At 32.4% G+C, this 25132-nt stretch carries 18 protein-coding genes, 2 tRNA genes and 3 rRNA genes; 12 read left to right on the forward strand and 11 right to left on the reverse strand.

The window, feature by feature from the left end; all coding sequences use genetic code 11:
* The first annotated feature begins 158 nt into the window (after positions 1 to 158).
* The 5 genes from APAC_RS12660 (at position 159) to recJ (ending at position 7209) form a co-directional block, all read left to right on the forward strand.
* Entirely contained in the window at positions 159 to 1334 is a 1176-nt protein-coding gene (locus tag APAC_RS12660; protein ID WP_130232576.1) for a transposase, read from the forward strand.
* Positions 1335 to 1573: 239 nt separating this feature from the next.
* Positions 1574 to 2410, forward strand: coding sequence for a hypothetical protein (locus APAC_RS12665; RefSeq protein WP_130234456.1), 837 nt, complete (start codon positions 1574 to 1576; stop codon positions 2408 to 2410).
* 100 nt (positions 2411 to 2510) lie between these two features.
* Entirely contained in the window at positions 2511 to 3893 is a 1383-nt protein-coding gene (gene ccoG / locus APAC_RS12670; protein ID WP_130234457.1) for a cytochrome c oxidase accessory protein CcoG, read from the forward strand.
* 131 nt (positions 3894 to 4024) lie between these two features.
* Positions 4025 to 5641: a CTP synthase gene (locus tag APAC_RS12675; protein ID WP_130234458.1), complete on the forward strand. Its 1617-nt coding sequence runs from the start codon at positions 4025 to 4027 to the stop codon at positions 5639 to 5641.
* Positions 5641 to 7209 (forward strand): single-stranded-DNA-specific exonuclease RecJ, encoded by a 1569-nt coding sequence (gene recJ / locus APAC_RS12680; protein ID WP_130234459.1) that lies wholly within the window; start codon positions 5641 to 5643, stop codon positions 7207 to 7209. The genes APAC_RS12675 and recJ overlap by 1 nt, the downstream gene beginning before the upstream one ends.
* On the opposite strand, the gene APAC_RS12685 is transcribed toward recJ, so the two are convergent.
* Both APAC_RS12685 and APAC_RS12690 read right to left on the reverse strand, forming a co-directional pair.
* The gene (locus APAC_RS12685) at positions 7204 to 7800 is read right to left on the reverse strand and encodes a FlgO family outer membrane protein (protein ID WP_130234460.1); all 597 of its coding nucleotides are present in this window, start codon (positions 7798 to 7800) and stop codon (positions 7204 to 7206) included. The genes recJ and APAC_RS12685 overlap by 6 nt on opposite strands.
* Before the next feature lie 5 nt (positions 7801 to 7805).
* Positions 7806 to 8549, reverse strand: a complete 744-nt coding sequence (locus APAC_RS12690) for a FlgO family outer membrane protein (RefSeq protein WP_130234461.1) — start codon at positions 8547 to 8549, stop codon at positions 7806 to 7808.
* Positions 8550 to 8685: 136 nt separating this feature from the next.
* Between APAC_RS12690 and APAC_RS12695 the strand changes: the two genes are divergently transcribed.
* From APAC_RS12695 to APAC_RS12720, 6 genes are read left to right on the forward strand one after another with little or no spacing between them, the layout of a single operon-like run.
* The gene (locus tag APAC_RS12695; protein ID WP_130234462.1) at positions 8686 to 9231 is read left to right on the forward strand and encodes a DJ-1 family glyoxalase III; all 546 of its coding nucleotides are present in this window, start codon (positions 8686 to 8688) and stop codon (positions 9229 to 9231) included.
* A 45-nt stretch (positions 9232 to 9276) separates the two neighbouring features.
* Positions 9277 to 10014: a UDP-2,3-diacylglucosamine diphosphatase gene (locus APAC_RS12700; RefSeq protein ID WP_130234463.1), complete on the forward strand. Its 738-nt coding sequence runs from the start codon at positions 9277 to 9279 to the stop codon at positions 10012 to 10014.
* A complete protein-coding gene (locus APAC_RS12705; protein WP_130234464.1) occupies positions 10011 to 10766 on the forward strand; it encodes a patatin-like phospholipase family protein in 756 nt (251 codons plus the stop codon). The genes APAC_RS12700 and APAC_RS12705 overlap by 4 nt, the downstream gene beginning before the upstream one ends.
* A 24-nt stretch (positions 10767 to 10790) precedes the next feature.
* Positions 10791 to 14354 carry a DNA polymerase III subunit alpha gene (gene dnaE / locus APAC_RS12710; RefSeq protein WP_130234465.1) on the forward strand — a complete coding sequence of 1188 codons (3564 nt, stop codon included), beginning with the start codon at positions 10791 to 10793 and terminating at the stop codon, positions 14352 to 14354.
* Complete coding sequence (surE, locus tag APAC_RS12715) at positions 14329 to 15114, forward strand: 5'/3'-nucleotidase SurE (RefSeq protein WP_130234466.1); 786 nt, start codon at positions 14329 to 14331, stop codon at positions 15112 to 15114. The genes dnaE and surE overlap by 26 nt, the downstream gene beginning before the upstream one ends.
* 14 nt (positions 15115 to 15128) lie before the next feature.
* The gene (locus tag APAC_RS12720) at positions 15129 to 15395 is read left to right on the forward strand and encodes a hypothetical protein (protein ID WP_130234467.1); all 267 of its coding nucleotides are present in this window, start codon (positions 15129 to 15131) and stop codon (positions 15393 to 15395) included.
* 5 nt (positions 15396 to 15400) lie between these two features.
* On the opposite strand, the gene APAC_RS12725 is transcribed toward APAC_RS12720, so the two are convergent.
* Positions 15401 to 15664, reverse strand: coding sequence for an HP0495 family protein (locus APAC_RS12725; protein ID WP_130234468.1), 264 nt, complete (start codon positions 15662 to 15664; stop codon positions 15401 to 15403).
* Positions 15664 to 16143 (reverse strand): cyclic pyranopterin monophosphate synthase MoaC, encoded by a 480-nt coding sequence (gene moaC, locus APAC_RS12730; RefSeq protein WP_130234469.1) that lies wholly within the window; start codon positions 16141 to 16143, stop codon positions 15664 to 15666. The genes APAC_RS12725 and moaC overlap by 1 nt, the downstream gene beginning before the upstream one ends.
* 106 nt (positions 16144 to 16249) lie before the next feature.
* On the opposite strand from moaC, the gene rpsU reads away from it, so the two are divergent.
* Entirely contained in the window at positions 16250 to 16462 is a 213-nt protein-coding gene (gene rpsU, locus APAC_RS12735; RefSeq protein WP_099343194.1) for a 30S ribosomal protein S21, read from the forward strand.
* Positions 16463 to 16749: 287 nt separating this feature from the next.
* Here rpsU and istB read toward each other — a convergent pair whose 3' ends face one another.
* The 7 genes from istB to APAC_RS12770 all read right to left on the reverse strand — a co-directional run bounded on the left by istB (position 16750) and on the right by APAC_RS12770 (position 24430).
* Positions 16750 to 17517, reverse strand: coding sequence for an IS21-like element helper ATPase IstB (istB, locus tag APAC_RS12740; RefSeq protein WP_130234470.1), 768 nt, complete (start codon positions 17515 to 17517; stop codon positions 16750 to 16752).
* On the reverse strand, positions 17504 to 18574 hold the full coding sequence (gene istA / locus APAC_RS12745; protein ID WP_130234471.1) for an IS21 family transposase: 1071 nt from the start codon (positions 18572 to 18574) through the stop codon (positions 17504 to 17506). The genes istB and istA overlap by 14 nt, the downstream gene beginning before the upstream one ends.
* Before the next feature lie 534 nt (positions 18575 to 19108).
* A 5S ribosomal RNA gene (gene rrf / locus APAC_RS12750) occupies positions 19109 to 19224 on the reverse strand.
* A 184-nt stretch (positions 19225 to 19408) separates the two neighbouring features.
* Positions 19409 to 22335, reverse strand: a 23S ribosomal RNA gene (locus APAC_RS12755).
* 290 nt (positions 22336 to 22625) lie between these two features.
* Positions 22626 to 22701 (reverse strand) — tRNA-Ala (locus APAC_RS12760).
* A 38-nt stretch (positions 22702 to 22739) separates the two neighbouring features.
* Positions 22740 to 22816, reverse strand: a tRNA-Ile gene (locus APAC_RS12765).
* Between the two features lie 97 nt (positions 22817 to 22913).
* Positions 22914 to 24430, reverse strand: a 16S ribosomal RNA gene (locus APAC_RS12770).
* The 16S, 23S and 5S rRNA genes sit together here with 2 tRNA genes alongside, the layout of an rRNA operon.
* Between the last annotated feature and the right edge of the window lie 702 nt (positions 24431 to 25132).

The following is a 25132-nucleotide window of genomic DNA, read 5'->3' on the forward strand; positions in this document are numbered from 1 at the left end:
CTTTAAGGCTCTTGTTTATTTATTTTTTATAGAGCCACTTGCAGATTATAAAAAACAACCCGTAATTTAAGCTGATTTAAATTTTAAAAAGTTGAATCAAACTTCAGATAAGTTATAATTTTTTACTACAAAAATTTAACAGAAGAGCGATTCAACTTATGGAAATTATTCTACCAAAAATATCTTCAAGTCTATCTAAAATGTGGACTAAGGTTTTAAATCTTGAAAATTCACTTTTTCCTTCTTTGAAAAGAGAGCTTCAATTAGAAGAGTTGTCAAATAAAGAGCAAAAGCTTATTAAGATATTAGACTTTGCTGCGATTGAAAAAAATATCACTGTCGTATCTATTACAAACACTCCAAAGCATAGAGAAGAGATTGCACGAGCATTTATTGCAAAGAGTGTTTACAATATCCAAACAACCAGAGACCTTATCGATAGACTTCATAGTGATAGAACGCTGAGGATCTTGTGTGGGTGGAGATATAAAAACGATATTCCAAGTGAGTCTAAATTTAGTAGAGTCTTTAAGGAGCTCAGTGAGCTTAAAATTGCACAAAAGACGCATGAGCAGTTTGTGAAGGAGTATCTAAGGGATACACTCTTTTTTTATAATGCAAGTGATGCAACAAAAATACCACTGAGAGAAAAACCTGTAAAAGTTGAAAAAGAAAAGTTTAAACCAAAAAGAAGAGGACGACCTAAAAAAGGTGAAACAAGAGAGCCTAAAACACCCAGTATCTTGCAGCAACAAGAAGATATGAAAACCACAAAGCAGATGCTATCTTTGGTATCAACGCAGTGTGGAGTTGGAAGAAAACAGAATTCCAAAGGCAACTTTGAAACATGGATAGGAGGGAAACTCCATATCAGTGTAGTAGATGGAGATATCCCTATTACTGCTATTTATTCAGGGGCAAATGTTCATGATAGCTCAGTAGCACTTCCTCTTATAAACGAGACAAGCAAAAAAGTATCATATCTTTATGACTTACAAGATGCAGGATACGACAGCAATATTATCAGAGATTTTTCCAAAAAACTAAATCATAGACCGCTTATTGATATCAATCCGAAGAACTCCAAAGAGTTAAAAGGAAAAATTCAACTTATAAAAGATGAAAAAAAGAAATTTAAAATTCTAAACCTTACTCAAAGTTTAGATACCCATCACTATAACCAAAGAAGTATGGTTGAGAGAGTCAATAAATACCTCAAAGAAGACTTTGGATGCAGTAATATTTATTATAAAGGAGCTACAAAAGTAGCTTCTGTTTTAGCATTTGGTATTTTATCAGTTTGTATTCATCAGAGTTTGAAACTGGTAACATAACTTTTAGCTAAAAACACTAAAAATTAGCCATTTTTAAAACTCAACCATCAAGCACGCACCCAATAATAGTTTTTTATCTAAAATTGACCCATAAAGCGGTAAAATGATTAAAAGTTTAAAAGATCTGCTTGATAAGCTTAGTAGGTTTACAAATTCACTAGTTTATGATGGTGGAATTTGCAAGCGGCTCTATAAAATAAAATTAATTTTAATTATTTATTTCTTTCAAAGGTTAGTTTATGAATATATATTTATATGCAAAAAGTGGACATACAATTGGATTAGATGCAACAAAAAGATGTGCTGTTATTGCAAATATTTTTAAAGATTACGATCCTATATTATGTACAAGCGATTTCAGAGCGGGTGCATTTGCAAAAGATTTATTAGGTGTAAGAAAATATGTAAACATCGATGTAATTAGGAATTTACCCAATATTATGAATAGAAAAGATATCTTAATTTTTGATACTCCTGAAGTAAATGAAGAAATGAGAAAGGATATGGAAGATTTTTGTTCTTTAGTTTATGATTTAAATGATGATACTAGTCAAATTATAGTTGATAAAAACTTATATTCAAAAGTTGAAACAGCAAAATTAGATAAAACAATATTTTATGGGGATGATGACTATCTCAATGAGTTTTTGAATATGGTTAAAAATTCTGGTACATATAAGATAAATCTATTAATGGGTCACTACTTTTTTCTTGGAAATGAAAAACTATTTGCTGAACACTTTGATAATGTTATAGAGGAAGAAGAATATGTAGATACTATACAAAATAGTAAATACCTTTTAACAGGTTCAATTCAAGCTGCATTAGAATCTATAAGTTGTGGTAATTATCCAGTTTTATTAAAAAGAACAGATAAACTATATAATGAAAAATTAATAACTGACTTAAATATTCCTGTGATATTATCAAATGACTTAAATGAAATAATAGTAAGATTCGAAGAAATAATATCGAACTATCCCAATATTGTAAATTTTGCTCTTACAAATACTAAAAATATGTTTAGAGAAGTAAGTAAAAAGATCGAAACTTTCAATAAATTATTGAATAACTAATCATAATTACATTATTATAAGTGCTAGTTATATTTATTTATGCTAATTATAAGGTAATTTAATATAAAATTTCAATAGAAACTCTATTAAAGGGCTTATAATGAGCGAGAAAAACGAATATCTAAGCAAAACACCTTTTAGAATTAAAAGATACTATGTTTATGCACTAATCACGATTATGGTTATGATTACTCCATTTATAAAAATCAATGGAAATCATATATTTTTATTGTCATTTGATAAAAAGCAATTACATCTATTTGGTACAGCATTTGATATGCAAGAGTTGTATATGATGCCATTCTTATTAATGTTACTATTTTTAGGAATTTTTGCTGTTACTTCTTTAGGTGGAAGAGCATGGTGTGGATGGTCATGTCCTCAGACAATTTTCAGAGTTATTTACAGGGATTTTATTGAAGGTAAACTTTTAGGTCTTAGAAGAATTAAAAATAAGCAAAAAGAACCTGATTGGTCAAAAGCTTCTAACAAATCAAAAAAAGTAATTGGTATTATAATTTGGTCAGTATTAGCTTTACTTGCGGCATCTAACTTTATGTGGTATTTTGTTCCACCTGAAGATTTCTTTGCTTATTTACAAGATCCATTTGAGCATACTTTTTTAATTGGATTTGTTTTAATAGTTGCTGCATTTTTAGTATATGATGTAGTTTTCTTACAAGAGAACTTCTGTGTATATATTTGTCCTTACTCAAGAGTGCAATCAGTTCTTTATGATAATGACACTTTACAAGCTATTTATTCTAATAATAGAGGTGGACAAATCTATAATGAAAATAAAGAAAAAATGATTTTCAAAGCAAAAGATTTACCAGACCCTACAAATGAATGTACTACTTGTGAAGCCTGTGTTACAGTTTGTCCAACACATATTGATATTAGGAAAGGTTTACAATTAGAGTGTATTAACTGTCTAGAGTGTGTTGATGCATGTACTACTGTTATGGGGAAATTAGGTAAACCTTCACTTGTTCAATGGTCAAGTACAAATGAAATAGTTCATAATAAACCAACAAAAATGTTAAGAAAATCTACAATTATGTACTCAATTGCGTTACTAGTAGTTGTAGGCTTACTATTTGTTATGGGTGGAGAAAAAGAGTATATGTTATTAAATGTTAATAAAACTACTCAATTGTATAAAGTAAAAGAGAATAATGTAGTTTCAAATAACTTTGTATTACTTTTCCAAAACACTGAATCAAAGCCTTTAACATATAATTTAGAAATAATAGATAATCCAGATGTAAAAATTAAAAGATTTAAACCATTTACATTGAGTCCAGGTAAAATGGCTAAAAAAGTTGTAATACTTGAAACTGATAAAATTTTAGTAAAAGACAATACAAAAGATACACCTATTACTATTACATTAAAAGCTTATGCAACAGAAGAACCTCAAAGGGTAAGTGTTACTAGAAAAGCAGTATTTATTTATCCAAGAGCTGATAAATTAAAATAAAAACTAAGTAGGATATATTTTCCTACTTAGCCTACAAACCTTCTTAATTAACTTACTTATCAACAAAACTTAGATAAAATCGCGAAATATATTTACAACTTATACAACTATAATTTTTTGGAGAACTACTAATGACAAAATTCATTTTCGTAACGGGTGGAGTTTTAAGCTCACTTGGAAAAGGTATTACATCAGCATCTATTGCAACAATTTTAAAACAATCAGGTTTTAACGTAAGTATGTTAAAAATCGACCCTTACTTAAATGTAGACCCAGGTACTATGAGTCCATTAGAACATGGTGAAGTTTTTGTTACAGCTGATGGTGCAGAAACTGACCTTGACTTAGGAAACTATGAAAGATTTATCGATAAAGAGCTTTCAAGTAAAAACTCATTTACAACAGGGCAAGTTTACCAAAGTGTTATTAAAAGAGAAAGAGAAGGTGGATACCTAGGTAAAACTATTCAAGTAATCCCACACGTTGTTGATGAAATTAAAGAAAGAATTTACGCAGCAGCTGAAGATAATGACTTTTTAATTATCGAACTTGGTGGAACAGTTGGAGATATCGAGGGACTTCCATTTATGGAAGCTATTAGAGCAATTAGACATGAATTAAACAAAAGAAATACTATGAATATTCATGTAAGTTTAATCCCATTTATTAAAGCAGCAGGGGAGCTTAAAACAAAACCAACTCAACACTCTGTTCAAGAGTTAAGAAGAATTGGTATTACTCCTCATATGTTAGTTTGTAGAACAGAAAAAGAGTTACCCAAAGCATTAAAAGAAAAACTTGCACTTTCTTGTGATATAGATAGAAATGCCGTAATTGAAGCTGGTGATGCACAATCTATTTACCAAGTTCCTTTACACTTCATAAAAGAAGGAATTTTAAATCCACTATCAGAACACTTCAATATCAAAATTAAACCAAATATGGAAAAATGGGATACTTTAGTTAAAAATATTTTAGTACCTCAAGATGAAGTTACTATTGCATTTGTAGGTAAATACTTAGATTTAAAAGAATCATACAAATCATTAATTGAAGGTTTAATTCACGCAGGAGCCCATTTAAATACTAAAATTAATATCAACTGGTGTGATAGTGAAAGAATTGAAGATGTAGGTGCTTATGAAATTATTGGAAATTCTGATGCAGTATTAGTTGCAGGTGGATTTGGACACAGAGGTGTTGAAGGTAAACTTGAAGCTATTAAATATGCAAGAGAGAATAAAATTCCTTATTTAGGTATCTGTCTTGGTATGCAATTATCAATTGTTGAGTACTGTAGAAATGTACTTGGAATTGAAGATGCAAACTCAATTGAATTTGATGAAAAAACTCCCAATCCAGTAATTTACTTAATTGATGAGTTTATTGACCAAAGTGGGGAGAAACAACTTAGAACTCATAAATCACCAATGGGTGGAACTATGAGACTTGGAGAGTATCCATTTGAACCATTAAAAGGTTCTAAATTAGAAGCTGCTTATGGTAAAGATGGTGTTTACCATGAAAGACATAGACATAGATATGAAGCAAACCCAGCATATAAAGAAAAATTAGAAGAAGCTGGAATGATAGTTTCAGGTCAATCAAATGGCTTAATTGAAGCAGTTGAAATCAAAGACCATCCATGGTTTGTAGGAGTACAATTCCACCCTGAATTTACTTCTCACTTAGAAACACCAAATCCAATTATTTTAGAGTTTGTAAAACAAGCAAATAAAAAAGACTAATGTCAAAAATTACTAAAACTAGGCTCTTTGAGCTTCTTAGTGCAAGGCATAGGAACAATCCCTATTCTCGCCTTGCAAACATTCCCTCACCTGATAATTTCAAAGATATCAAAAAAGCAACTTCAAGAATTAAACAAGCAATAATAGAAAATGAAACAATCACAATCGTTGGAGATTATGATGTTGATGGAGTTGTATCAACAACTATAATGCTTGATTTCTTTGAAAAAATAAATATAAAAGTTAATCACATTATTCCAAATAGATTTGTTCATGGTTATGGATTAAGTCCTAAGATAGTAGATATGATTGATAGTGGTTTAGTAATCACTGTTGATAATGGAATTTCAGCTTATAATGCAAGTGTGAAACTACAAGAAAAAGGAATTGATTTAATCATCACAGATCATCACACTGTTGGTGAACAATTACCTATTGCCCATGCTATTGTAAATCCTAAACAACATGATTGTAACTTTGAATTTAAAGATATTTGTGGGGCACAAGTTGCGTGGTACTTATGTGCCGCAATTAAAAAAGAATTGAACCTTGAAGTAAATATGGGAGAGTTCTTAGACTTATTATGTGTTGCTATAATTGCAGATATTATGCCTATGACTGCACTTAATTATACTATGGTAAAACAAGGTTTAAAAAAACTAAAAACTTCAAAAAGACAAGCCTTTAAAAAACTAAATGAAATCATGCCCAAACAAGTATTGGTTTCAGATGATATTGGATTTTTCATTGCTCCAAAACTAAACAGCGCAGGAAGAATGGATGATGCTTCAGTTGCACTAGAGTTTTTACTTTCAAAAACTCCTTTTGAAGCTGATGAGGGCTTAGGATTACTTGAAGAGCTTAATAATTTTAGAAAATCGCTTCAAGAAGAGATATCTAAAAAAGCAGATCAAAAAACAAATAGTGAAGATAAAGCTGTAGTAGTTTGGGGTGAAGCTTGGCATGAAGGGGTTATAGGGATAGTTGCCTCAAAACTATCAAATGCATACAAAAAACCTGCTTTTATATTCTCTGTTAATAATGGTATTGCAAAAGGTAGTGCTAGAGCAAACGCTGATATAAATCTATACGATATTATTTCAAAAGCTTCTCATATACTTTTAGGTTTTGGTGGACATAAAAATGCAGCAGGATTATCCTTAAAAGAAGAAAACCTAGAAGAGTTTAAAACTATAATAAATCAAGAATTAGCAAATGCTAAAAAAGAGGATTTACATATAGAACCTATTACTTTAGGTGAATTAGATGTTCAAAGTGTTGACTTAGAGTTTTTATCTATTATTGAACAGTTTGAACCATATGGATTAGAAAACCATAGACCAATATTTAAATTAACTAATACTCAACTTGTAAAATATGATTTAATAGGAAAAGATAAAAATCATTTAAAACTTACATTAAATAGTGATGGAGTTATTTTTGAAGCACTTAAGTTCAATGATGACAATACAAACCTTCCTACAAATTTAGATTTAATAGTAAGTGTTAGTAAAAATGAGTTTAGAGGAGAGGTTACTCCACAGTTTCTAATTCAAGATATATTATAAAACTACATTAGGTCGAAGAACTGGATTAAGTTCATCTTGACCTTCTAGTTGAAGAATCTCTTTATCAATATCTGTTCTTTCATAAGATGAAGAAAGAATATTTCCAGATCTTATATCTATAAGTTTGATAAAAACATTTAAACTTTTACTTGTAATTGAGTATGTTCCAACTACTGCATATCTTTGATTAGAAGTTATCTCATCACTTATTATTTGATTTTTATCTCTTGTAAGCATGTTAAAGCCAGTAGAACCTAATTCAAACTGTTTTCCCATTTCTACTTCTCTAACAATAATATCTAAGGAAACTAGCTTATCTTTCAAAATATCAGATAATAAAAAACCTAATTGTGACCTGTTTTTTAATTTATCTAAATTAACGAAATCTGATACTAAAACAATATCATTACTTTTAACTTTTCTTTTTATTTTACTAGCAGATTCATCTACTAGTTTAGAAACTAATGAGTGAAAATCATTTGTACCTGTTTGAAAAGTTACTGGAATTTTATGATAAGAACATGATGTTAAAAAAAGAGATAAAAGCACAAGTGAAAACACTCTTACTTTTAAACATGAAATAGTTATCATTTTTACTATTTTTCTTCTATAATTTTTACTGTTCTAGCTGGTTTACAATCTTTAAAAATAATACAATCATTTACATACCCGTGATCATAAGTAGATCTTGCACTTGTAATAATTTTACCTGTAATATTATCAATTACTCTTGCATTTAACATAATTTTACCAAGTTGTCTTGAGTAAGTACCAACTACAACATATGTATTAGGGATTTTACTTTTTAATTTATGTGGCTTTCTTGTAATGAAATATTCACCTTGGTCATTTACAGAAACTGCCATTTGACCTCTATATTCAATAACATTAAAACCTCTATTTGACATCTCATTTATTAAACTTTCACTAACAATTCTTCCAAATTCAGTAGTTTTCTTAAATTGGTCAAGTCTAACAAATGAAGTAATTAAAACAGGTTTAGAAGTAGCCATCTTTTGATTTCTCATCATTTGAGTTGCAAGAGAGTTAATAGTAGCTTCTAAAGTCTTTTGAGTAGTAATATACATTTCATTATCATTAGCAATTTTCATATACTCTTTTGTAACTTGAAGATTATTGTTAACCTGATTTACATGAGGTGTTTTATAAGCATTATTAGTATCAGAACTATTTGTTTTTTTAGGTTCTCCACCAAAAACTGAAGTAGAAACTTTATAACTTCCATCACTTTGAGGCACTACAGATTGTTTAATGTTACAACCTACAATACTTAAAGAAAAAACTCCCAAAAACAAAATCTTTGATAAACTACTAATCATTCTCATAATCCCTCTAACTTAATTTCCTTAAATTTTATTTAAAACTTGCTTACATATTCTTGAAAATAATTTATTCTATGCTCTATAAAGCTTTAATTTCCTTTTTTATATAATCAAAAAAACAAAAAGGATTTTCATGGCAAAATTAATAATTCCTATTTCAAATGGATTTGAAGAGATTGAAGCTGTTTCAATTATTGATATTTGTAGACGTGCAGAAATTGATGTAACTATTGCGGCGATTGAGGATATAGAAACAAAAGGTGCAAATGGAATTATCATTAAAGCTGATTGCTTAATCGAGGCTATCGATTCTAAAAATTTTGATATGATAGTTCTTCCGGGTGGACTCCCAAATGCATTTACATTAGCTGAAAATGAAAAAGTTCAAACTCTATTAAAAGAGTTTAAACAACAAAATAAAAATATTGGTGCAATTTGTGCAGCACCTTATGCACTTCATACAGCTGGTGTTTTAAATCAAAACTATACATGTTACCCAAGTTTTGAGAAGAAAATAAAAGATGAAGGTTACCATGATAGTGATGCAATTGTAATAGATGGAAATGTTATCACATCAAGAGGACCAGGAACTGCAATGAGTTTTGGACTTGAAATAGTAAGAGTTCTTTGTGATGAGGCTACTTACAAAAATATAAAAAATGGTTTATTAGCAAATTAATAAATTTGTTATTTAAATGTAACCAATTAAAATTAAAATGCTTCAATGAAATACAGAAGCATTTTTATATCAGATATACACTTAGGAACACGCTTTTCAAAAGCAAAGCAACTACTTAAATTTTTAAAACATCACGATTGTGAAAACCTCATTTTAGTTGGAGATATTATAGATGGGTGGGCCATAAAACGAAAGTTTGTGTGGCCTCAAGCACACTCTGATGTTATTCAAAAAGTTTTAAAAAAAGCAAGAAAAGGTACAAATGTAACTTTTATTACAGGTAACCATGATGAATTTTTAAGACCATTTGTTCCTTTAATACTTGGTAATTCATTAAATATTGCAAATGAATTAGACTACAACTGTTTAAATGGGAAAAAATATTATGTAACACATGGAGATTTTTTTGATTCAATAACAATGACAAAAAAATGGCTAGCCATTTTAGGAGATTATGGATATGACCTTTTATTACATTTAAACGCTGCTTTAAATTTTGTAAGAAAAAAATTGGGAATAAAAAAATATTGGTCACTATCAAAATATGTTAAAGATAATGTGAAATCTTCTGTATCTTTCATAAGTGATTTTGAAAATGTATTATCCAATCATGCTAAAAATAAAGGATATGATGGTATTATTTGTGGACATATCCATAAAGCTGAAATCAAAGATATTGATGGAATTGAATACCTAAATTGTGGAGATTGGGTTGAAAATTGCACTGCAATAGTTGAAACATATGATGGAGAATTTAAAATAATTAATTGGTTAGATAAATGAATTTTGCATTTGTTTTAGGTGGTGGTGCTGCAAGAGGTGCTTTTCACTTAGGTTTTTTACATTTTTGCGAAGAAAATAAAATAGAAATCAATGCCTATAGTGGCTCATCAATTGGAGCAATTATTAGTGCCTCTCACGCAAGTGGAGTTAGAGCAAAAGAACAACTTGAATTATTTTCTAGTAATGACGTAAAAAAAGCTTTAAAATTTAACTATTTTAAAAATGGACTTCTTAAAATTGATGAGACTCATAAAATCATAGATAAAATGCTACCAATAAAAAAACTTGAAGATATCCCAAAACCTGTATGGGTAAATGCTTATGATATAAAAAAAAGAGAGCTTTATTACTTTAATAGTGGTGATACGGTATCTTTATGTATGGCTTCAAGTGCATTAATACCTATATTCAAACCTATAAGTTATGAAAATATGTATCTAATAGATGGTGGACTTTTTGATAATCTTCCTATAAAACCACTTGAAAATAAAGGCTATGATATTGTTACAATTGACTTGTTTGCAAAAAGAAATGATAATCAGCAAAAAAAGAAATTTAATTTATCAAGAACACTAAAAAAAACATTTTTAACACAACTTTGTAAAAATCATATATATACTTTGGAAAAGACAGACCAATATGTAGGAAATGGCAACATAAATGACTTTTCTTTATTTACATTTAATGAACTAAATGATTGTTTCAATCTTGGTTTTAAAGAGGCTCAAAAACATTTTTTAGATATACTATAAATAAAAATTTATAAAGATTTATATATGTCGCAAATACCAAAATTTACACATTTACATTTACATACTGAATACTCTTTACTTGATGGTGCGAATAAAATTAAACCCTTAGCTAAAAAAGTTAAGGCTTTAGGAATGGATTCAGTTGCTATGACTGACCATGGAAATATGTTTGGAGCAATTGACTTTTATAATGCCATGAGAGCAGAAGGCATAAAACCAATTATTGGAATGGAAGCATATATTCATAATAGTGAAGAATTAGATGATAAAACAACTAGACAAAGATATCACTTATGTTTATACGCTAAGAATGATGTAGGATATAAAAATCTTATGTTCTTAAGTAGCCAAGCTTATATGCATGGTTTTTACTACTACCCAAGAATCAATAAAAAACTTTTAAGAGAGAATAGCGAAGGTTTAGTTTGTAGTGCTGCATGTTTACAAGGTGAAGTAAACTGGCACCTAAACACTCAAAATGAAAGAAATGTAAAAAATGGTGCAAAAGGTTATGAAAAAGCCAAAGAGATAGCCCTTGAATACAAAGATATTTTTGGTGATGATTTTTACCTAGAAATTATGAGACATGGTATTGGAGATCAACACTTTGTTGATGACCAAATTCTAAGAATTGCAAAAGAGACAGGTATCAAAGTAGTTGCTACAAATGATACTCACTACTTAGAACCAAAAGATGCAGATGCCCATGAAGCATTTATGTGTATTGCAATGAATAAACTTTATGATGACCCAAACAGACTTAGACACTCTGTTCATGAGTTTTATTTAAAGTCCCCTGAACAAATTGCAAAACTATATGCAGATATTCCTGAAGCCATTGAAGCTACTCAAGAAATAGCTGATAAATGTAATTTAGAAATAAAACTAGGAAACCCTACTCCTCCTAACTTTAAATTTACTAGAGATAAACTAAAAGAACAAAACGTAGAAATACCATTTCCTGATGATGAATATTCACTTGAGAATGATAAAACTTTATTTATCCATGAGTGCTGGAAAGGATTAGAAAAAAGACTTGAAATTGTTCCTAAAGAAAAGCATCAAGAGTATAGAGATAGATTACAAGTAGAGATTGATATCATTAATAATATGAAATTCCCAGGATATATGCTTATCGTTTGGGATTTCGTTATTGTTGCAAAACAAATGGGTATTCCAGTTGGTCCTGGAAGGGGTTCAGCTGCTGGTAGTTTAGTTGCATATTGTCTGTTTATTACAGATATTGATCCTATGCCTTATGGTTTACTTTTTGAAAGATTCCTAAATCCTGAAAGGGTATCGATGCCAGATATCGATATGGACTTCTGTCAAAGTAGAAGGGGTGAAATTATTGATTATGTAATTAATCAATATGGAAGGGCCAATGTTGCTCAAATTATCACTTTTGGTAAATTACTTGCAAAAGGTGTTATTAGAGATGTTGCTAGAGTTCTTGATATGCCCTACTCAAAAGCAGATGCTATGGCAAAACTTATTCCAGATGAACTTGGAATTAATCTTACATCATCTTGGGAAAAAGAGCCAAAAATCAAAGAGCTTTGTGATAGTGATCCACAAGCAAAAAGAGTTTGGGATTATGCAATTTCACTTGAAGGACTAAATAGAAATGCTGGTACTCACGCAGCAGGTGTTGTTATTTCAAATGAGCCTTTATGGAAAAAAACTCCACTATTTAAACCAAGTGGGCTTGATACTTTAGCTACTCAATACAATGGTAAGTATGTAGAAGATGTTGACTTAATTAAATTTGACTTCTTAGGTCTAAAGACCCTAACAGTTATTGAAGAAGCAAATAAACTTATTGAAAAAAGACATGGTAAAAGAGTTGACTTCTTAACTACAGATGTAAATGACAAAGGTGTTTATGACCTGATTCAAACAGGTCATACAATAGGACTATTTCAAATAGAATCTGATGGTATGCAAGATTTATGTAAAAGATTAAAGCCATCAAACTTCGAAGATACCATTGCCGTTCTAGCACTTTATAGACCAGGACCAATGGAGTCAGGGATGCTAGATGACTTTATTGATAGAAAGCATGGTCGAGCTGAGATTTCTTACTTCTATGATGAATTTGATGCGCCTTTAAGACCTATTTTAGAGACAACTTATGGGGTTATTGTTTACCAAGAGCAAGTAATGCAAATTGTTCAATCTATTGGAGGCTTCTCTCTTGGTGGTGCGGACCTTGTTAGACGGGCAATGGGTAAAAAGATTAAAGAAGAGATGGACAGACTTAAAGGTGAGTTTGCGGAAGGTGGAGTGAAAAAAGGTTATGTAAAAGAGCACTGTGAAGAGCTGTTTGACCTGATTGTAAAATTTGCCGGATATGGATTTAATAAATCTCACTCAGCAGCATATGCACTTGTAACATTTTATACTTCATATTTAAAGTGTTACTATCCATCAGAATTTATGGCAGCCTTATTAACACTTGAAAAAGATAATACTGATAAAGTTGTTAAATATGTTGATGAAGTAAAAAGATTAGGATTTGATTTATTTCCACCTGATATTAATAAATCAGACCTTGTGTTTAGTGCAAAAAAAATTGATGATAAAGAAGTAGTAATGTTTGGTATGGGTGCCATTAAAGGTGCTGGAGATGTTGCTATTAATTCAATTTTAAAAGAGAGAAGAGAAAATGGAGAGTTTAAAGACTTTTCAGATTTTGTTTCAAGAATTGATGGAAGTAAAGTAAATAAAAGAGTTATTGAATCACTTACAAAATCTGGAGCATTTGACTGTTTTGGATTCTCTAGAAAAGCACTATTAGACCAAATAGAAAAGATTGGGGAAACTGTTCAAAAAGCTATGCAAGCTAAAAAAATGGCAACTGGTTCACTTTTTGGTGATAGTGAAGAGTTAACTAGAATTGAGATTGAATTAGAACATTTGGAAGAGTTTTCTTCAAAAGAACTGCTAGAACTAGAAAAAGCTTCCCTAGGTTTTTATGTATCAGGACACCCACTTGATGAATACAGAGAAGAAATTGATAAAATAAAATATACACTTTCTTCACAAATAGATGAATTAGATGATGGTAGCCAAGCACTTTTTGTAGGAAAAATTGAGGGAATTACTGAAAAGATTTCTAAAAAAGGAAACAAATTTGGAATCGCTTCAATCATGGATTTTCACGGAAATATAGAGCTTATGCTTTTTGAAGATAGATTAAAAACTCTAAAAGAAGAATTCAATCTTGATAAGCCAATTGCATTTAAAGTAAGAATCTCAAAAGATGAAAACTTTACAAGAATGAATATTCTAAAAATTGAAACTATTTTAGATGCACAAAAAGAAAAAGTGAAAGTAAAACAAAAAGAGATACAAGAACCACCATTAACTATTGCTCTTCCATTTAGTGATGATGAAAATATCATGTATCAATTATTTGATTTAGTTGCACATAATCAAGGGAAAAGAGAATTAAAAGTAATTATAAAATCAAAACTAGCAGATATAGAACTAGAAACTGGTTTTAGAGTTACAAGTGTAGTGGAGAAGTTAATACATCAAGTACAAGGAGCATATATAGTTGAAACAGATACTACTAACAAATGATGATGGATTTGATGCCATTGGATTAAAAGCTTTAATTGAAGCATTAAGTCCCATTGCTAGATTAATCATAGTTGCACCTGCTAAAAACAAATCAGCTTGCGGTCACTCTTTAACACTAGATAGACCTTTAAAACTTGATAAAATTGATGATGATTTTTACAAAATTGATGATGGAACTCCAACTGATTGTATTTTTATTTCACTAAACAATCTATTTAAAGAAGAGTACAAACCTGATTTAGTAATTAGTGGAATAAATATTGGTGCAAATATGGGTGAAGACATAACTTACAGTGGAACAGCAGCAGGTGCTATGGAAGCAGTTTTACAAGGAATTCCAGCAGTTGCTATTTCACAAGTTTGTAGAGATAAATGTAATGACATAAAAAATGGTTGGGATTTTGCTCTTGCAAAGGAAACAATAGCTAAAATTGCAAAAAAAATATTAGATGGGAACTTTCCTTTAGAAGAAAGAAAGTTTTTAAATATCAATATTCCTCCAATTCAACCCAAAGATTGTAATGGAATAAAGATTACAAAAGCTGGATATAGAGAGTATGGAAATGATACACATAGGCATCTAAATCCTAGAGGCGAAGAGTTTTATTGGATAGGTTTACATCCATTAATTTGGAAAGAATCACAAAACAAAGATTGTGATTTTGAAGCAATAAAAGCAAACTATATTTCAATATCACCAATCAAACTTGATATGACATCATATGATGATATAAAAAATCTAGAAAACTGGATAAATTAAACAAAAGGAAATAAATGAATTTTGCAGATTCACTTGAGAAACACATTGATAAACTTGTTGGAACTTTAAAAGATGAAGAGGGTTTAAAAGAAGTTCTAAAAAGAAAATTTACAAAAAAAGAGTATAAAGTTTTTGTTTCTATTGAAGAAGGAAACTCGATTGAAGAGACAGCTAAAACTTTAAACGAAGAAATAGATAGAGTTGAAGAGATTTACAAAAAAGCTTGTAAAAAAGTAAACCAAGAATTATTTAAAAAAGAACTTGTAGATATATATAATTAATATATCTACAATACCATTTTAATATCTTTGTGATCTCCAAGTACTTTATGTAATTCTGTTCTATCATCGTCACTATGAACTATTAATTCAATATTATAACTTTTAAATTTACCCTTCTTACTCACATTAGATTCATTAACTTTATGCTCTCTATCTCCAAATACATCTTTTGAGATATGCTTTACATTTATACTTTCTAAAATTACAATTTTATATTTCCAATAACAAGGATATGTTAACTCTAATTTATGTTTATTTAAATCTATCATTATTTATCACCTCTATTAAAATCACCACTTTTACCACCTGATTTACTCTCTAATTGAACATTTGAAATAACCATTGATTTATCAATTGCTTTAACCATATCATAGATTGTAAGAAGTCCAATAGAAGTCCCCGTAAGTGCTTCCATTTCAACTCCTGTTTGTCCATTTAGTTTTGCTGTAACTATTAATTTAAATCCAGGTAATTGTGGCAATTCTTCAATATCACAATTTATTCCACTAAGCAATAATGGATGACACATAGGAATTAATTCACTTGTTTTTTTAACACCCATAATTGAAGCAATTACAGCCGTTTGTAATACTGGACCTTTTTTTATAGTATTTTCTATAATTGCGTTATATGCATCTTGACTCATTGAAATTTGGCCAGAAGCAACCGCAACTCTTGTTGTCTCTATTTTTTCAGAGACATCTACCATTTTAGGTCTATTATTATCATCTAAGTGAGTTAAATCCAAAACTATGCCTTATTTATATTTATAACTTATATTATACTTAAATTAAATTTAAGTAAAGTTTAATTATAATACGCATTCAAATTTTAAAAGAAAGAGGGTGATTTTAGTGCCAGGCATTAAAGTAAAAGAGAACGAATCTTTTGACGAAGCATACAGAAGGTTTAAGAAGCAATGTGATAGAAATCTTATTGTTACTGAAACTAGAGCTAGAAGATTTTTTGAACCAATGACAGAGATCAGAAAAAAACAAAAAATTAACGCTAGAAAGAAAATGCTTAAAAGATTATACATGCTTAGAAGATACGAAAGCAGACTGTAATAATTCGTTTTCATACCACAAAAAGCCTCGACCTTGTCGGGGCTTTTTTTATTTAATCTCATTTATAATTCATCTTTTTAAAAATATATACAACTACATACTTATTTCATCAAATCTTATTAACTCTATAATTAATCTATTGACAATATTATACTTTTCTAATAACTAAAGTAAATACTTTTTAATCTACAATCTAAGAGATCTTACACGATTAAACTTACAGACTTGTCAAGTGCAAACCAAAAATGCACCAATATGCAGTGCAAAAGTGCACCACTTAGTAACACCTATTTGTTAGAAATATCTAACAATCCAGCTTCCCTTTTTTGCTTTAATCTATAGCTTTCACCAGTAACATTTATTAAATGTGAATGATGAATTAATCTATCTAAAATAGCTGCTGTTAAAGCTTCATCATTATTAAGTACCTCCTTCCATTTTGTAAATGATAAATTTGAAGTTATAATTATTGAACCAAGTTCATATTTTTTATTAACTATTTGGAAAAATAGATTTGCTTGAGCTCCATTAAATTTTACATACCCAAACTCATCTATTACAAGTAATTTTGCAATTCCAATAACTCTTTTAAAATAGCTATCAAGTTTATTCTGAGATTGAGCACTTTCAAGTTGAATCATTAAATCACTTGCAGTTATAAATTTAGTTTTTATTCTTTCTTGTGTTGCTGCATATGCTATTGCTGTTGCAAGATGAGTTTTTCCAACTCCACTTGGTCCAAAGAGTAAAATATTTTTAAATTCATCTATAAACCTTAGAGTTAAAAGTTCATTTATTAAAGTTTTATCAACAGAAGAAGATTTATAATCAAAGCTATCAATAATCTTTATTTTTGGTATACCTGACATTTTTAAAACCATTTGTCTGCTTCTTTGAACTCTTCCATCATTTTCAAGTTCTAACAATTTTAATAGATATTCACTATAAGAGATTTGATCTTTTGAAGCATTATCTGCTAAATGTTGATAGTGTTTTAAAACTCCTGGTAATTTAAACTTTGAACAATACTCATTAATAGATTCATGCAGTAGCATAAGATGCTCCTAACACTTTTTCATAATCTGAAATAGTTGTATGATATTTTATATCTATATTTAGTTTTTCTAAGTCTATAGAGCCATTAATCTTTTTATCTTTATTTTTTGTTTTTACTTCTTTTACACTTGAATAAAAAGGCTGTAATAGATGTTTCTCTTCTTTAAACATCTCAATTGGTTTTTTCTTTGTCGTATCATGAACTCTTGCATTTGCAGTTTCTAACCATGTAAATATTTTTGAGTTTAGTAAATTAGTATCTATAGTTATTGAACTTCCTTTTAATGAAGCTTTTAATGGAACATAAAAATTCCTTTTTAGATACAAGTTAAATCTTTCAACTTTACCTTTTATCTTGCAGAATTCCATTTCATTCCATGTTTTTGCTCTATATACTTTACATAATTTTGGAATGAAATTATCTTTTGCAAATTCTAAAAAATCATTATTAAATCCATGTTGATTTTTACCATATTTATCTCTTTGTATTACAACTGATTTTAGATTATCATAAAGTAGTGTTTGGGGAACGCCACCAAAGTATTCAAATGCTTTTACATGGCAGTTTTGCCAAGTTTCTTGTCTCATATTATCTGTAAAATAAACAAATGCCATTCTACTAAATCCTAAAACCATCACAAATCCATATATTGGATTTTTACCAGCTCTTATTATTGTCCAATCTACTTGTGCTTGATATGATGGTTTGGTTTCAAATCTTATTACTTCTTCTGGTGTTGAACTTGTTTTTAATGAGCTTAAAAATGTTTGTAAGATTCTAATCTTTCCATCATATCCATAGTTTTTTATCTCTTCATATATTACACTTGATGGTATCTTATCAGGACTTGCTTGTTGTACTCTTTGAAGTATATATTTTTTATATGGATCTAATTTTGATTTATACTCACACTTTTTGTATGGTTTTAATTCTTTTTCTTTTAATCTTTTTGAAACTGTTCTTCTGTTTAATCCAACTATTTTTGATATAGCTCTTATACTATATCCTCTTTTATGTAAAGTATGTATCACGGTAAATTCCTCTTTATCAATCATACTCACTCCAAATATTTTATTTAGAGTTTATTGTATTTATTTTCTATTAATAAAGTGGTGCACTTTTACTTTGCACTACTGGTGTATTTTACCTTTGCACTTGACAGACTAATCAAAGAGTTAGTAATAAAGATCTAATAAGCTATGAAATAGGGACAAATATAAATAATGAATATAGTAACCTAAGAATAAAAAGAAATAGCATTAGCGTTAAATATAGACACTATTTTAAATCATGGCTGTATAGTGATATTATTCCAGAGAATTATTATAGATATGAAGACAATTTCAAACCAAAGTTCGGATTAAGATTTAATCTAGGTATAAAATTCAATAAAGATTCATATTGATAATCAATTATAATAAAAAATAGTAGAAAGCAATAGGAAATAAACTAAATAAAAATGTAAGACTAAATAGTAAAAAAGGGAATAAAAAAGAGAATAGTAGAATTAATAAAAAAGCTGCTAAAAAAAAAGCCTACCTAAACAGACTTAAAAAAGAATGCTTAGATAGGCTATTTGTAAACTCAAGAGCTGGCAGCGGCCTACGTTTCCACACCTGAAAGGTGCAGTATTATCAGCGATGAAGTGCTTGACTTCCAGGTTCGGAATGGAGCTGGGTATTTCCACTTCTCTGTAACCACCAGCAATATGAGTAAAGAAGATACTTATAAAGTATACTCTTTACTCACATCAAGATAGTCTTGAGTGTAAAGATAATGTTAAAGTCTAAAAAAGCTCTTAAAAAAATTGACATTTTTTCAAGGTAACGCTTTACAATTTTACACTGTTTATTAAGTAAACTTAATAAGATAGTAAACCAAGAAATTTATAAAAAAAGCCAAACGATCTATTAGTACTGGTCAGCTAAACGCCTTACAACGCTTACACATCCAGCCTATCAACCTCGTAGTCTTCGAGGGATCTTCAGGGAAAGTTCATCTTGGAGTTGGCTTCGAGCTTAGATGCTTTCAGCTCTTATCACATCCGTACGTAGCTACCCAACGATGCTCTTGGCAGAACAATTGGTACACTAGTGGTACGTTCATCCCGGTCCTCTCGTACTAGGGACAAATCTCCTCAACTTTCCTACGCCCACGGAAGATAGGGACCGAACTGTCTCACGACGTTCTGAACCCAGCTCGCGTACCGCTTTAAATGGCGAACAGCCATACCCTTGGGACCTGCTCCAGCCCCAGGATGCGATGAGCCGACATCGAGGTGCCAAACCTCCCCGTCGATGTGAGCTCTTGGGGGAGATCAGCCTGTTATCCCCGGCGTACCTTTTATCCTTTGAGCGATGGCCCTTCCACACAGAACCACCGGATCACTATGACCGACTTTCGTCTCTGTTCGACTTGTATGTCTCACAGTCAAGCTAGTTTATGCCATTATACTCAACTGGCGATTTCCATCCGCCATGAACTAACCTTTGTAAGCCTCCGTTACTTTTTAGGAGGCGACCGCCCCAGTCAAACTACCCACCAGACATTGTCCTGAAGAAGGATAACTCCTCGCAGTTAGTAACTCAAATATTCAGGGGTGGTATCTCAAGGATGGCTCATACTCTACTGGCGTCTAGTAATCAAAGCCTCCCACCTATCCTGCACATGAATATCCAAGCTACAGTGTCAAGCTGTAGTAAAGGTGCACGGGGTCTTTCCGTCTTTCCGCGGGTAGGAGGAATTTTCACCTCCACTACAATTTCACTGGATCCCTGGTTGAGACAGCTCCCATCTCGTTACGCCATTCATGCAGGTCGGTATTTAACCGACAAGGAATTTCGCTACCTTAGGACCGTTATAGTTACGGCCGCCGTTTACTCGGGCTTCGATCAAATGCTTCGCTTATGCTAACATCATCAATTAACCTTCGAGCACCGGGCAGGCGTCACACCTTATACATCCACTTACGTGTTAGCAAAGTGCTGTGTTTTTGGTAAACAGTCGGGAGGGACTCTTTGTTGCAACCTCTTTAGCTTTTGAGAGCAAGTCTCTATACCAAAGTAGGCACACCTTATACCGAAGATACGGTGCTAGTTTGCAGAGTTCCTTAACCAGGGTTCTTCCACGCGCCTTAGAATACTCATCCCACCTACCTGTGTCGGTTTACGGTACGGGCAACATATAATATACTTAGTGGCTTTTCTTGGCACGACAGTATCATCGATTCTCTATCATCTCCGAAGAGCGTCAAGAGCCTGTAAGATCTCGGTCTAACGATACCCGGATTTGCCTAAGTATCAACCTACGTCCTTCGACCCACTATTCCATCAGTGAGCTCGATTAACTCTATGCGTCCCCACATCGCGCTTATATGTTGGTATTGGAATATTAACCAATTTGACATCGTCTACCCCTTTCGGACTCGACTTAGTTCCCGACTAACCCTACGATGACGAGCATCGCGTAGGAAACCTTGGGTTTTCGGCGAAGAGGATTCTCACCTCTTTTATCGCTACTCATGCCTGCATGCTCACTTCTATCCGCTCCAACGCTCCTTACCGGTACATCTTCTACGCTGAATAGAACGCTCTCCTACCACTCAATTAAAAATTGAATCTAAAGCTTCGGTGTACATCTTAGCCCCGTTATATTTTCCGCGCAGAATCACTAGACCAGTGAGCTGTTACGCTTTCTTTAAAGGATGGCTGCTTCTAAGCCAACCTCCTGGTTGTCACAGTAACTCCACATCGTTTTCCACTTAGATGTAACTTAGGGACCTTAGCTGTTAGTCTGGGTTGTTCCCCTCTCGACATAGGATTTTATCACCCTACGCCTGACTCCTGCGATTACACATATAGTATTCATAGTTTGATAGGGTTTGGTACCGCGGTAAGCAGCCCTAGCCCATTCAGTGCTCTACCCCTATATGCTACTACGCAAGGCTATACCTAAATATATTTCGGAGAGAACCAGCTATCACGAAGTTTGATTGGCCTTTCACCCCTATCCACAAGTCATCCGGGGACTTTTCAACGCCCATCGGTTCGGTCCTCCACTGGCTCTTACACCAGCTTCAACCTGCTCATGGATAGATCACTTCGTTTCGGGTCTGCAGCATCTGACTAAGGGAACCCATTAAGAACATAAAGTTCTTAATGGGGACCCTATTTCGCCCTATTAAGACTCGCTTTCGCTACGGCTTCGTACTTGACTTAACCTTGCCAGATACCACAACTCGCAGGCTCATTATGCAAAAGGCAGTCCGTCACCCTGATAAATCATAGGGCTCCGAATGATTGTAAGCTAATGGTTTCAGGTTCTATTTCACTCTCCTCGCTGGAGTACTTTTCACCTTTCCCTCACGGTACTTGTTCACTATCGATCTGTAAGTAGTATTTAGGGTTGGAGGGTGGTCCCCCATATTCAGTCAAAATATCACGTGTTCCGACCTACTCGTTCCATACCTTAGTTCCACATAAAAGATTTTAAATACGAGACTATCACTCTCTATGGTGTATCTTTCCAAATACTTCTTCTATCTAATATGCTAAATGTATGCGCCCTATTCCGCGTTCGCTCGCCGCTACTGACGGAATCTCAATTGATTTCTCTTCCTCTGGCTACTGAGATGTTTCACTTCACCAGGTTTGCCTCCTCGAAAGGATAATATAGCTCGCACTATATTGGGTTGTCCCATTCAGAAATCTCTGGATCAATGCCTCTTGACGGCTCCCCAAAGCTTATCGCAGTCTAGTACGTCTTTCATCGCCTCTTACAGTCTAGGCATCCACCATTAGCCCTTAATAGCTTTTCAAATAACTTAGTAAACTAAGCTACCTTTTTTCTTAATAGTATTTCTACTATTTTTTGAATAATTATTCCTTGGCTACTATCTTATTAAATTTACATTTAATAAATATAGTTGTGTTTTAAATTGTTTCTTTATTAACTTATATCTATATCGCTATAAATATTCGCTAGAAAAATTTTAAGACTTTAACATTATGTTTTTAAATATCGTATTACCATCTCTAGTAATTCTTAGGTTTAAAACCTAATATAAATCCAAATATATTTGAACTTATATTAAGTTTTATAGGTATATGGTGGAGATAAGCGGGATCGAACCGCTGACCTCCTGCGTGCAAGGCAGGCGCTCTCCCAGCTGAGCTATATCCCCATATATGCTGAGTTAATCTTTTTTTACAGATTATTTAATGGTGGGCCTACCAGGACTTGAACCTGGGACCTCACGATTATCAGTCGAGCGCTCTAGCCAGCTGAGCTATAGGCCCCTATTACCTATTTTAAATAATCTTTATAAACTGAATATATCAATTAGTTTTTCTATAAATGTTTCGAGTTAAGAAACGAATCTTAACTCTTTCTCTGAAAGGAGGTGATCCAACCGCAGGTTCTCCTACGGTTACCTTGTTACGACTTCACCCCAGTCGCTGAATCCACTGTGGAAGGTAGCTACTTTAGCATCCCTGCTTCGAATGAGTTCAACTCCCATGGTGTGACGGGCGGTGAGTACAAGACCCGGGAACGTATTCACCGTAGCATAGCTGATCTACGATTACTAGCGATTCCAACTTCAAGTAGTCGAGTTGCAGACTACTATCCGAACTGGGAGATATTTTTGAGATTTGCTCCACGTCACCGTATCGCTGCTCTTTGTATACCCCATTGTAGCACGTGTGTAGCCCTGGTCGTAAGGGCCATGATGACTTGACGTCGTCCTCACCTTCCTCCTACTTGCGTAGGCAGTCTCGTTAGAGTTCTCAGCCGAACTGTTAGCAACTAACGACGAGGGTTGCGCTCGTTGCGGGACTTAACCCAACATCTCACGACACGAGCTGACGACAGCCGTGCAGCACCTGTATATAAGTTTCTGCAAGCAGACACCAATCCATCTCTGGAAAGTTCTTACTATGTCAAGACCAGGTAAGGTTCTTCGTGTATCGTCGAATTAAACCACATGCTCCACCGCTTGTGCGGGTCCCCGTCTATTCCTTTGAGTTTTAATCTTGCGACCGTACTCCCCAGGCGGTACACTTAATGTGTTAACTGCATTACTGCAAGGTCTAGCCTCACAACAACTAGTGTACATCGTTTAGGGCGTGGACTACCAGGGTATCTAATCCTGTTTGCTCCCCACGCTTTCGCGTCTCAGCGTCAGTAATGTTCCAGTAGATCGCCTTCGCAATCGGTATTCCTTCTGATCTCTACGGATTTTACCCCTACACCAGAAATTCCATCTACCTCTCCCATACTCTAGATAGACAGTTTTGGAAGCAGTTCTATGGTTGAGCCATAGGATTTCACTCCCAACTTATCTATCCGCCTACACGCTCTTTACGCCCAGTGATTCCGAGTAACGCTTGCGCCCTCCGTATTACCGCGGCTGCTGGCACGGAGTTAGCCGGCGCTTATTCATATAGTACCGTCATTATCTTCCTATATAAAAGGAGTTTACGCACCGAAATGTGTCATCCTCCACGCGGCGTTGCTGCATCAGGGTTTCCCCCATTGTGCAATATTCCCCACTGCTGCCTCCCGTAGGAGTCTGGACCGTGTCTCAGTTCCAGTGTGACTGATCATCCTCTCAAACCAGTTAAGCGTCATTGTCTTGGTGAGCCATTACCTCACCAACTAACTGATACTGTACAGGCCGATCTTGAAGCTATAAATATTTCCCTTGCAAACTTTTGTTTTAAAGGCATATAGGGTCTTAGCAGTCGTTTCCAACTGTTATCCCCTTCTTCAAGGCACATTACCTATATATTACTCACCCGTTCGCCACTTAGCTGACAGTATTAGCAAGCTAATACCCGTTCTCGTTCGACTTGCATGTGTTAAGCACGCCGCCAGCGTTCACTCTGAGCCAGGATCAAACTCTCCATAAAGTGTTTGAAACTGACAACTTTATGTAACTTTGCATTCTAAAAAAATTTGCATTTTTTCAGAGTACTGCAATTTTAGTTACAAAATTATCACTCATTGTTTAGCTTAAAGCTAAAAATAAAATTTTTACATTCTATTTAATAGACAAGAATTTTTATTCTTGTTTTTTTATTTAACATTTATTTAATTATCTTATTGATAATATTCAGTTTATAAAGATTACTCTTCTTTAAACTTTATTTCTTTTTAAAGATCGTTAACTCTCAACTCATCTCTCTTCCGTTTGATGTGTCTCAGTCAATTTGGACGGGAATTATAATAGATTCTTGACCCTTTGTCAAGGGGTTTTTTGTTTTTTTAGGAAATTTAAGCTAAATTTAATCAAAAATAAGATTTTTACTAGTTTATATTAGTAAGAAATCTGCATTTCATGTAATGCATTCGCTTTAGTTTTTAGTATTAACCTCAATATATAGTCTAAAAAACTAACTCTAAATCAAAGAGTTAGTAATAAAGATCTAATAAGCTATGAAATAGGGACAAATATAAATAATGAATATAGTAACCTAAGAATAAAAAGAAATAGCATTAGCGTTAAATATAGACACTATTTTAAATCATGGCTGTATAGTGATATTATTCCAGAGAATTATTATAGATATGAAGACAATTTCAAACCAAAGTTCGGATTAAGATTTAATCTA

The sequence above is a fragment of the Malaciobacter pacificus genome (genome assembly GCF_004214795.1).
Taxonomy (GTDB): Bacteria; Campylobacterota; Campylobacteria; order Campylobacterales; family Arcobacteraceae; genus Malaciobacter_A; species Malaciobacter_A pacificus.